The 9,852-nt window shown below is 76.9% G+C and carries 11 protein-coding genes; 5 read left to right on the top strand and 6 right to left on the bottom strand.

The genetic code is table 11. The features are described 5' to 3' along the window. Positions 1-86: 86 nt before the first annotated feature. Positions 87-998: an alpha/beta fold hydrolase gene (locus ACFV0G_RS26510; RefSeq protein WP_380552914.1), complete on the top strand. Its 912-nt coding sequence runs from the start codon at positions 87-89 to the stop codon at positions 996-998. A 22-nt stretch (positions 999-1,020) separates the two neighbouring features. Here ACFV0G_RS26510 and ACFV0G_RS26505 read toward each other — a convergent pair whose 3' ends face one another. Further along, positions 1,021-1,959, bottom strand: a complete 939-nt coding sequence (locus ACFV0G_RS26505) for a nucleotidyl transferase AbiEii/AbiGii toxin family protein (RefSeq protein ID WP_380552911.1) — start codon at positions 1,957-1,959, stop codon at positions 1,021-1,023. A 118-nt stretch (positions 1,960-2,077) separates the two neighbouring features. On the opposite strand from ACFV0G_RS26505, the gene ACFV0G_RS26500 reads away from it, so the two are divergent. Both ACFV0G_RS26500 and ACFV0G_RS26495 read left to right on the top strand, forming a co-directional pair. Next, entirely contained in the window at positions 2,078-2,920 is an 843-nt protein-coding gene (locus tag ACFV0G_RS26500) for a hypothetical protein (RefSeq protein WP_380552908.1), read from the top strand. A 79-nt stretch (positions 2,921-2,999) separates the two neighbouring features. Continuing rightward, on the top strand, positions 3,000-3,527 hold the full coding sequence (locus tag ACFV0G_RS26495; protein WP_380552905.1) for an EamA family transporter: 528 nt from the start codon (positions 3,000-3,002) through the stop codon (positions 3,525-3,527). A 58-nt stretch (positions 3,528-3,585) separates the two neighbouring features. Here the strand turns inward: ACFV0G_RS26495 and ACFV0G_RS26490 are convergent, their stop codons facing one another. The 3 genes from ACFV0G_RS26490 to ACFV0G_RS26480 all read right to left on the bottom strand — a co-directional run bounded on the left by ACFV0G_RS26490 (position 3,586) and on the right by ACFV0G_RS26480 (position 5,538). After that, on the bottom strand, positions 3,586-4,068 hold the full coding sequence (locus tag ACFV0G_RS26490) for a GNAT family N-acetyltransferase (RefSeq protein WP_380552902.1): 483 nt from the start codon (positions 4,066-4,068) through the stop codon (positions 3,586-3,588). Between the two features lie 112 nt (positions 4,069-4,180). Beyond that, on the bottom strand, positions 4,181-4,591 hold the full coding sequence (locus ACFV0G_RS26485) for a nuclear transport factor 2 family protein (protein WP_380552900.1): 411 nt from the start codon (positions 4,589-4,591) through the stop codon (positions 4,181-4,183). A gap of 29 nt (positions 4,592-4,620) precedes the next feature. Further along, a complete protein-coding gene (locus ACFV0G_RS26480; protein ID WP_380552897.1) occupies positions 4,621-5,538 on the bottom strand; it encodes a zinc-binding dehydrogenase in 918 nt (305 codons plus the stop codon). A 117-nt stretch (positions 5,539-5,655) separates the two neighbouring features. Between ACFV0G_RS26480 and ACFV0G_RS26475 the strand changes: the two genes are divergently transcribed. Further along, positions 5,656-6,618 (top strand): LysR family transcriptional regulator, encoded by a 963-nt coding sequence (locus tag ACFV0G_RS26475; RefSeq protein ID WP_380552894.1) that lies wholly within the window; start codon positions 5,656-5,658, stop codon positions 6,616-6,618. A 48-nt stretch (positions 6,619-6,666) separates the two neighbouring features. Here ACFV0G_RS26475 and ACFV0G_RS26470 read toward each other — a convergent pair whose 3' ends face one another. Then, positions 6,667-7,206, bottom strand: a complete 540-nt coding sequence (locus tag ACFV0G_RS26470; RefSeq protein ID WP_380552891.1) for a hypothetical protein — start codon at positions 7,204-7,206, stop codon at positions 6,667-6,669. 258 nt (positions 7,207-7,464) lie between these two features. Beyond that, positions 7,465-8,367 (bottom strand): LysR family transcriptional regulator, encoded by a 903-nt coding sequence (locus ACFV0G_RS26465; protein WP_380552888.1) that lies wholly within the window; start codon positions 8,365-8,367, stop codon positions 7,465-7,467. Positions 8,368-8,463: 96 nt separating this feature from the next. Here ACFV0G_RS26465 and ACFV0G_RS26460 point away from each other — a divergent pair. Continuing rightward, on the top strand, positions 8,464-9,852 hold a 1,389-nt coding region (locus ACFV0G_RS26460), incomplete at its 3' end, for an MFS transporter (protein ID WP_380552885.1).

Raw genomic sequence — 9,852 nt, 5'->3', positions numbered from 1 at the left:
CCCGGGAGTTCCCGACGCAGCCGACCCCGGGAGACGCCGTGACCACCGTGCACCACCGTTTCGTCGAGTCCGCGAGCGGGCTGCGGATGCACGTCGCCGAGGCCGGCGAGGGCCCGCTCGTCCTGCTGCTGCACGGCTTCCCGGAGAGCTGGTACTCCTGGCGGCACCAGCTGACCGCCCTCGCCGAGGCCGGCTACCACGCCGTCGCACCCGACCAGCGCGGCTACGGTCGCACCGGCGGGCCCGCCGCCGTCGACCAGTACACCCTGCACCACCTGGCCGGCGACGCCCTCGGGCTGATCCCGGCCCTCGGCGCCCGGCAGGCCGCGGTGGTCGGCCACGACTGGGGCGCCCCGGTCGCCTGGCACTGCGCGCTCGTCCGCCCGGACGCGGTGCGGGCGGTGGCCGGCCTGTCCGTCCCGCCGCTGCCCCGCGGCACCCGGCCGCCCACCGAGTCGCTGCGCGAACTCGCCGGCGGCACCCACTACATGCTGCACTTCCAGCAGGTCGGCCCGGCCGAGGAGGAGCTCGCCCGCGACCTCGGCACGACCTTCCGCCGGCTGCTGGCCGGGAGGGCCGCGCTGGCACCCGGCGGCCAGCCCCTGGTCCCCGAGGGCGGCGGCTTCCTGGACGTCTTCGCCGACCCCGGCCGGCTGCCCGACTGGCTGACCGACGACGACCTCGCCTTCTTCACCGCCGAGTTCGCCGAGTTCGGCTTCCACCGGCCGCTGCACTGGTACCGCAACCTCGACCGCAACTGGGAGCTCACCGCGCCCTGGCACGGCGCCCGGATCACCCCGCCCGCCCTGCTGGTCGCCGGCGAGCACGACCTGGTCGTCGCCAACCCGCGGACCAGGGCCGCCCTTGCGGGCCTCACCTCGTACGTGCCGGGCCTGCGGGAGCCGGTCTGGCTGCCCGGCTGCGGGCACTGGACACAGCAGGAGCGGCCCGCCGAGGTCAACGCGGCCCTGATCGGCTTCCTGCGGAGCCTGGACTGACCGCACGGACACCCGTCACCGGTCAGGTCCGCTCCAGCGCCCTTGCCAGCCTCTCCAGCAGGTCGGCGGCGGCCCCGCCCGGGCCGGCCCCGTCCACCCGGCAGCCCCGGACGGCCTGCGGTCCGACCGGGTGGGGCACCGCCGACCGCACGTACCGCCACAGCCGGGGCGAGAGCCGGGTGCCCGGGCGCTCGGCCAGCAGCACCGCGTCGTAGAGGTCCTTGCCGCGGGCGGCGCCCGGGCCGTCGCCGCCGCCCTCGGTGAGCAGCCAGCGGAGCTTCCAGGCGAGGCAGAGCGCCGGGCCCGCCGCCGCCACGACGGTCGGCGGGCCGCCGTCGGCGCGCGGGACGGCGGCCGCCACCGGCGGCTCGGGCAGCGGCTCGTCCCAGCTGAACTCCAGCCGCAGCACGCCCGGCGGCAGGCCGTCCGCGTGCCAGGGGACGGTGACCCGCACCCCCGGCGTCCCGTAGTCCCCGTACGGCCAGGACCCGCCGGTGTCGAAGCCGTCCGGGTCCAGCCGCAGGCCCGGGGCGACGACGGGGTCACGGGCGATCAGCTCGTCGAGGTCGCCGAACGGCACCGGGTCGAGCTCCTCGGCCTCCTCCGCCACCCAGGCGAGGCCCTCGGGCGCCGGCCGGGCGCGCAGCCCGCGGGTGTCCAGGTGGTCGTCGCCGGACCAGAGCTCCGGGTCGGCGGCGCCGTGCGCCGCCTCCGGCCAGGTGCGCAGGCCGTCCAGGGTGTCGACGTAGCCGCGCCGGTGCACCGGGTCGACCGGGACGAACGCGCGGGGGCGCACCACCCAGTCCAGGTCGGCCGGTTCACGGGCGGTGCCGGGCAGCCAGGCCAGCAGTGCGGTGCTGCCGCGCAGCACCAGGCCCTCGCACCACGGCGCCCCGGCGGCCAGCGCCAACGCGTGGTCGAGGGCGGCGCGGTGGGCGCGGGGAACCGTCCAGGTGGTCACGGCGGGGACGCTAGCGGGCGGCTCCGACAGCGGGCCCGGGCGGCCGGGACGGCCGGGGTGATCGAGCGGGGGCGCAGGGGGTGTTCGAATCCGGCGGTGCGCCCACTAGGGTGCCCGCGTGGAGAACAGTGACGGCATTCCAGGTCGGGACGGGTCCGACGACGACCCGTTCAACGTCGTGCTCGACGAGGAGTTCGTACGGTCGGCCAGGATCAAGGAGGCCGACCTGCATCCGCGGGAGGGCGGGGCGCGGGCTGCGCGAGGTCGGCTGCGGGCGCGGGTGGGCATCGCGCTGATGGTGCTGGCCGCGGCGGGCCTGGCCGCCACGGCGTTCGTGGCGCTCGGGCCGTCCCCGGGGAAGCCGGGCCGTCCCGCCGGCAGCTCCCCCTCGGCGCCCGCGGGCCACGCCTCGGCCTCCGCCACCGCATCGGCATCGGCATCGGCATCGGACCGGCCTGCCGTGCCGCTGGACGCGGCGTTCCCTGCCGAGGTGACCGGTGCCTCCGGTGCGCACTACACCCGGGTGGCGGCGAAGGTCCTCGCCTCGTGCACCGAGGCGGACTCCGTCGGGCCGCGGCTGATCTCGATGATCGGGGCGGGCAAGGGTTGTGTGGGCGAGCAGGTCGCGCTCTACAAGGACGCCCGCAACGACCAGTACAACCTGGCCGTCTTCACCATGCGGGATCCGGCGGACACCGTCCGCCTGGTCACGGAGCTGAGTTCGGCCTTCGACGACCACCAGGTCGGCGCGCAGGCCCCGCCGCCGGGTTCGGGCCTGCCCACGCCGGCCGCCGGCAGCGGGCTGGTGCAGGCCTTCACCGGCTCCGGCCGGGCCATGGTGGTGGGCCTGGGCCAGTGGTCGGACGGACGCCGATCGGACTACCAGGAGCTGGTCGACAGCCTGAGCCCGCTGCTGAAGGGTGTGACGGACAAGGTCACTGCCTACGAGGGCCGGGGCTGAGGCAGGCACAACGCGCGGGGCGCCGCCCGGGGGGCGCCCCCGCCGCGGGGGGGGGGGGCGGGGGCCCCCCGCGGCCGGGGTGGTGCTGCTGACCGAGCCCTGGCACGGCGGGGTGGACGCCGTCGGCGTGGCGGCGGCGCTGGCCGCCGCGGTCTGCTGGGCCGTCTACATCCTGCTGACCCAGCGGGTCGGCGACCGCGTCGGCGGGCTGAGCGGCCTCGCCGTCTCGATGCCCGTCGCGGGTCTGCTCGGGCTGGCCGTCGCCGGCCCCTCGCTCGCGGGCCGCCTCGACTGGCAGTCGCTGCTGGTGATGCTGGGGCTGGCCGCACTCAGCCCGCTGCTGCCGTTCGCCCTGGAGTTCCTCGCGCTGCGCAGGCTGACCGCCTCCGCCTTCGGCACCCTGATGAGCCTGGAGCCGGCGTTCGCGCTGCTCGTCGGCCTGCTGGTGCTCGGCCAGACACCCGGCCCCGGCCCGGCCGCGGGTGTCGCCCTGGTGGTGGCCGCCGGGGTCGGCGCCACCCGCGGCGGAGGCCGCCCGGCCGCACCGGACGAGGACCGGGACGCGGCACCGCGGCCCGAGCCCGCCCTCGATGCCTCACGGGCCTGACCCCGTCCCGCAGCCGCCGTACCGCCGTCCGCCGGACCGGGCCGCCCCCGACCGGCGGTCAGTTCAGCGGCTTGGCCATCAGCAGCTCGCGGGACACACCGTCGGCGAGCAGCGCCCCGGGCTCACCCGTCGCGACGAAGCCGTGCCGCCGGTAGAGCGCCACGGCCGCGTCGTTGCCCGGCAGGACGGCGAGCTCAAGACTCGTGCCGCCCGTCCGCCGGGCCCAGGACCCGACAGCCGCGACCAGCCGGTCCCCGACACCGCGCCCGCGCACCGCGGGGCCCACCCAGACGGACCGCAGCTGCCGCACACCGCCCTCCCCGGTCATCCCGGCGGCCAGGCCCACGGCGCGACCGTCCAGCACGGCGACGACGTTGTGGGCGTCGGGCAGTGCGAGGCGGGCCCGCCACCGCCGCTCGCCGCCGTGTTCCCAGTCCTCCCGCCGGGACGTGAACGCGTACGGCGCCTCGGTCAGCGAGGCCAGCCTGGCCTGCCGCCACAGCAGCCAGTCGTTCGTCGAGAGGACCCGCAGCGTCACCACGACGGACAGCCTCCCGCGCGCCCGCGCGCCCGCGCGCCCGCACGCCCGGCCGCCCGAACGCCCGCACGCCCGCACGCCCGGCCGCCCGAACGCCCGCGCGCGGCGGGCCCGCTCACCGCCCGGCGAAGAGCGTCCGCTCCACGTGCTGGGTGTCGGTGTACTCGCGGACCGAGGTGATCCGGCCGTCCCGGACGGTGAAGACGCCGAGGCAGCGGTTGTCGTAGCGGTGGCCGTGCACGGTGGTGCCCTGCGAGGTCCACTCGGCGACGACCTGCTCGCCGTCGGCGACCACGTTGGTCAGGACCACCGCCGGTGCACCGCCGGGGGCGAAGAGGGCGCCGGCCGCGCCGAGGAAGTCCTCGAGGACGGCGTCCCGGCCCCGCCACGTGCGGCTGAGCGGCAGGTCGCCCGGGTAGGTCCAGGTGACGTCCTCGGCGAAGCTCGCGACGACCGTGTCGAGGTCGCCCTCGGCGACGGCGTTGACATAGGCGGTGACGACGGTGCGGGGGTCGGTGGCGGTCACGGCAGTTCTCCTCGGTCAGGGTGCAGCGGTCAGGACAGGGTCAGCACGGCGTTGCCGCGGACGCGGCGTTCGCGCAGGTCGGTGAGGACGTCAGGGGTGCGGCGCCAGTCGGCCACCAGGCCGATCTCGGGGTGCAGCCGCCCGGTTGCGACGAGCCGGACGAGGGTGCGGAGGTCGGCTGCCGGCGGCCGGTCGCAGTCGGCGTAGCTGAAGTGCCGGACGGTGGCGGAGACCGGCCCGCGCAGCAGGTCGAAGAAGTCCAGGGTGACCGGTTCGCGGCTCGCCTGGCCGAACCAGATGACCTCGCCGCGCGGCACCAGCCGCTTCAGGGCCAGCGGCAGGGCGCGGCCGCCCGTCGACTCCAGGACGAGGTCGAACGGCCCGGCGGCGTCCGTGACCTCGGGCACCACCGTCGCGCCGAACCCCGCGAGCCGGGCGCCGCGTTCCGCCGACCGGCTGACCGCGGTGAGCTCCGCCCCGGCGGCCGCCGCGAGCTCGGTGACGTAGTGGCCGACCCCGCCGGAGGCGCCGGTGAGCAGGATGCGCCGGCCCGCGACGGCGCCGGCCGCCCGCAGCAGCCGCAGCGCCGTCAGACCGGCTAGCGGCAGCGCCGCCGCCTGAACCGTCGTCACCTGCTCGGGCAGCCGGGCCGCGGCGGAGGCCGGCACCGCCACGTACTCGGCCCAGCCCGACGCCGGGGGGTGCGCCACCACGCGCTGCCCGACGGCCGGTCCGCTGCCGTCCGCGGCGGCCTGGACGACCAGCCCGGCGACGTCCTTGCCCGGCCGCCAGCCCGGCGGGGGATCCTCCAACAGGAAGGTCTCGCCCCGGTTCACCGAGTACGCGTCGACCTTCACCAGCAGCTCGTCGGCGCGGGGTTCGGGCTGCGGGGCCTCGCCGAGCCCGACCGTGCGTCCCGGGTGACCTGTGGGGATGTAGGCCTTCATCGTCCGTCCCGTTCTCTCGGCCCTCTCTCGACGGACAGCCAACCGCCCGCGCCCCGCGCCGGTCCAACAACCGGAACCCGGCTGCGACAACCGGTGGTTGTCGGTCAGACTGCTGTGGTGGATCTTGATCTGGCACAGGTGCGGGCGTTCGTCGCCACCGCCGAACTCCTGCACTTCGGGCGGGCGGCGCAGTCGCTCTCGATCACCCAGCAGGGCCTGTCCAAGCGGATCGCCCGGCTGGAAGGCGTGCTCGGCACCCCGCTGTTCGAACGCGCCCGGGGGCAGGTGCGGCTCACCGCCGCGGGGGAGCGGTTCCTCGAACCGGCGCGGACGGCACTGGCGGCCGGAGCGGCGGCGGTGGACGCCGTCCGGCAGGACCGGCACCACCCGATCCGCGTCGACGTGTGGGGCCACCTGTTCGAACCGCTGCGCACCGTCCGGGAGGCACTGGACGCGCACGGCGCGCCGTCCGTGGAGGTCGGCCCGGGGCGGGACCTGCCGGGTGTGGCGGCGGCCCTGCAGCGCGGCGAGATCGGCGCGGGTTTCGGACGCTTCCACCCCTTCGACGACGGCGTCGCCCGGGCGCTCGCGCACCGCCTGGTCCGGCTGGAGCCGGTGGACGCGGTGATCGCCGCCGGACATCCACTGGCCGCGGCCGACCGGATCAGGCCGAGGGACCTCGCGGACCTGCGGCTGGTCCTCCCGGCGGCGGCCGGCCGACTGGACTTCCTCGGCGCGTTCGCCCGGCAGTTCGGTGTCCCGGTGCTGCCGGGCGAGGCCAACCTCGGCCTGGAGCACCTGCTGGAACGCGTGCGCTCCAGCGGCGACGGCTTCACCCTGCTGCCCGCGGAACTGCCGCTCGACCCCGGCCCGGGTCTCGCCGTCGTCCCGCTCGCCGACCCGACCCCGCTCTACGCCTGGTCGCTGATCTGGCACCGCGACCGTCCCGACCCGGGGGTCGCCGGGCTGCTGCGGGCCTTCGCCGAGGCCGGCCGCCGGAGGCGCTGGCTGGAGTACCGGCCCGGCCGGGACTGGCTCCCCGAGGCCGAGCACGGGATCGAGGGCCTGTCGGCGCCGTGAAATGCCCGGCGGGGCACCGCCGAGCGGCCCGGCAGCGGGGACGGGTCGTCAGACCGTGCTGGTCACGGGGAAGCGCTTGGCGAACGCCGGGTCCGACTCCCACCACAGCCCGGTACCGCCGCCCTCCCCGGGCTCCGCGTCGACGCCCTCCGGAGCCCCGGCCCGTCGCTCGGCCCGGCCCTCGTTCTCCGCCGCGGGACGGAGCTCCCGGACGCCGTCGGCCCGTACCCGGAACAGCAGGCCGGGGAGGGCGACCAGGAGCACACCGAGCAGCACGATGGCTCCCAGCACCAGGGCGACCGGAGCGGCGGTCACGGTGACGACCGGCAGCAGCACGGCGATCGCCAGCCCGGTGCCGCGGACGGTGACCACGAACTCCTGGCCCTCCGTCAGCTCCACGGTGACCGTGTTCGACCTGGCCCGGTCCATGGTGGTGACCCGGACCGTGTGCGTGCCCGCCGCCACCGCGAACCGGGCGGCCCCGCCCTGCCGGACCTCGCCGACCGCGACCCCGTCGACGACCACGCCGAGCACTCCCGCGCGGCCGAGGCCAGCCGGCTCCGCGTGCACCAGGATCGTCCCCGTCACCGGGTCCTCCTTCAGATGATCATGATCGAGAGCGGGCCAAGGTTAGAGCCCCGCCGCCGGGCCTGGCAACCGATATCCCGCGCCGGCGCGCGGGCCCCGCGCAGCCCGTCCGAGGACACCGGACGCGGGCCGCGCGGCACGCCCCGTCAGGGGCTCGGACGGTGCAGGTCGCGGGCGGACAGCCTGGCCGCCCGGCCCGTGTCGGCCACCGAGGGCGGAGCGGGACCGCGGCGCGGTCGAGGCCGCCGTCCCGGCCGGTCAGGTCGCGGTGAGCAGGTCGCGGACGCAGCCGCGCAGCCAGGCGTGGGCCGGGTCGGCGTCGTGGCGGGGGTGCCAGGCGAGGCCGAACGGGAGCGGCGGGAGCTCCAGCGGGATCTCCAGGCAGACCAGGCCGAGGGCGTCGGCGAGGGTCCGGCTGCCGGCCGCCACCAGGCCGACCAGGTCGGTGGCGCGGACCAGGAACAGGGCGGCCGGGAAGCTCGCGACGGTGGTCACCACCCGGCGGGTCAGACCGAGTTCGGCCAGCGCGGCGTCGATCGGTCCGGCCAGGCGGCCGCGTCGGGACACCCCGAGGTGCTCGCCCGCCGCGAACCGCTCCGGGGTGACCCGGCCGGCCGCCAGCGGGTGACCCGGCCGGACGACCGCGAGCATCCGGTCCTCGAACACCGCCTCGACGTGCACCTCGGGCGCGGTCGTGTCGATCACCCCGACCTCCAGGTCGGCGACGCCGTCGCGCAGCACCGGTGCGTCCAGGTGGTTCTCGCCGAGGAACCGCAACCGGACGCCGGGCGCCTCGGCAGCGCACCGGGCGACCAGCGCCGGCCCGTGCGCGGCGGGGAACGAGTCGTGGGTGAGCACCGAGAACGTCCGGTCCACGGTGCGCAGATCGACCTGTCCGGCCGCTGTGAACAGGCCGCGCGCCCGCTCGACCACGGCCCGCACCTCCGGCCGGATGGCCAGTGCGTGCGGGGTGGGCACCATGCCCCGGCCCGCGCGCACCAGCACCGGGTCGCCCAGTGCCCGCCGGATCCGGCCGAGGGTGCGGCTCATCGCCGGTTCGGACAGGTGCAGCCGGGCGGCCGCGCCGGAAACGCTGCCCTCGTCGAGCAGCGCGTCGAGCGCGACCAGCAGGTTCAGATCCATGGATTGCATCCAGCGCATTCCTTTCCTGCAGAACATGCACTGGATGCAATCCAACACCGCGCCTACCGTGGAACGCGAATCCCACCGACCGCTCCCGGAGGAGCTCCCTTGCGCATGCCCGAAAACCCCGCCCCGCCCGGTCTGAGCCGCGCCACCCTGCTGGCGATGTGCGCCTGCGTCCTGGTCGCCCAGGGCATGGTCGCCGCGATCAACCTGATGATCCCCCAGCTCGCCGCCTCCGCCCTGCGTCCCTCACCCGGCGCCCTGCTGTGGGCCGTCGACGCCTATGTCGTCGTCTTCGCCGGCCTGCTGATCCCCGCCGGGGCCTGCGGCGACCGCTTCGGCCGCCGCCGCGCCCTGCTCGCCGGACTCGCCCTGTTCGCCGCCGGGGCCTGCCTCAGCGCCACCGCCGGCACCACCGGCTCGGTCGCCGCACTGATCGGCGGTCGGGCCGTCTCCGGCGCCGGCGCGGCCTTCCTCGTGCCGGCCACCCTGGCCGTGCTGGTCCACCTGGCCGGGCCCGAGCGCCGGGCCCGCGCGATCGGCTCCTGGACCCTGGCGATGGGCCTCGGCGGCCTGGCGGGCAACCTCGCCGGCGGCCTCACCGCCCAGTACCTGTCCTGGTCGGCACTGTTCTGGGCGATGGTGCCGCTGTCGCTCCTGCTGGCCGCCGCCGCCCTGCGCACCGTCCCCGACCTGCCCCGCCACCCCGCCTCGGCCGACCCGGCCGGCTCCGCGCTGCTCACCGCCGGCACCGCGGCCCTGCTCTACGGCATCATCGAGGGGCCCTCGCACGGCTGGGCCTCCGCCCACGTCCTGACCGGTGCCGGCGCCGCGGCCGTCCTGCTGCTGGGCTTCGCCCGGCACAGCCTGACCGCGCGTCAGCCGCTGCTCGACCTGCGGGTGTTCCGCTCGCGCCGGCTGCGGGCGGCGGCGCTGGGCACGGCCGCCTCGTTCTTCGGGCTGTTCGCGCTCTTCTTCGTCAACGCCCAGTTCCTCCAGTACGTGAAGGGCTACTCGCCGGCCCGGACGGGCCTCGCGATCGTGCCGCTGACCGTGGGCATGGTCCTGATGCCGCGTCTCGCCACCCGGATCCAGGCGGTCCGCGGCGTGCGCACGGTGGCCGCGACGGGGCTGGCCCTGATCGGCGGCGGCCTGATCGGCGTCTCCACCGCGGGGCCGGCCACCCCGTACCCGCTGTACGCGCTGTGGCTGCTGCTGCTCTCCGCGGGCATGGGCCTGTCCGCACCGGGCCTCGCGCACACCGTGGTCGCCGAACTGCCGCCCCGGCAGGCCGGACTCGGGGCCGGGCTGAACACCGCCGTCCGCGAGCTCGGCGCCGCCCTCGGCGTCGCCGTGGTCGGCACCGTCGCGGCCGCCCGTTCGGCCGGCGGGCCGGCCCGCACCGTGGCCGAGTTCACCGCGGGTACCTCGCTCGGCCTGCGGGTCGTCGCCGTCCCCGTCCTGCTCGCCGCGGTCGCGGTGGCGGTCGGCCTCCGCGAC

It is taken from the genome of Kitasatospora sp. NPDC059571 (genome assembly GCF_042735675.1).
Lineage (GTDB): Bacteria > Actinomycetota > Actinomycetes > Streptomycetales > Streptomycetaceae > Kitasatospora.
The sequence above is the reverse complement of the archived record's forward strand: the minus strand, read 5'-3'. Positions and strand labels throughout refer to the sequence as shown.

Bases quoted from the DNA above. Each gene is read 5' to 3' on its own strand.
- ACFV0G_RS26510 (WP_380552914.1), top strand. From the start codon at position 87: ATGCACGTCGCCGAGGCCGGCGAGGGCCCGCTCGTCCTGCTGCTGCAC.
- ACFV0G_RS26480 (WP_380552897.1), bottom strand. From the start codon at position 5,538: ATGAAGGCCTACATCCCCACAGGTCACCCGGGACGCACGGTCGGGCTC.
- ACFV0G_RS26465 (WP_380552888.1), bottom strand. From the start codon at position 8,367: ATGCGCTGGATGCAATCCATGGATCTGAACCTGCTGGTCGCGCTCGAC.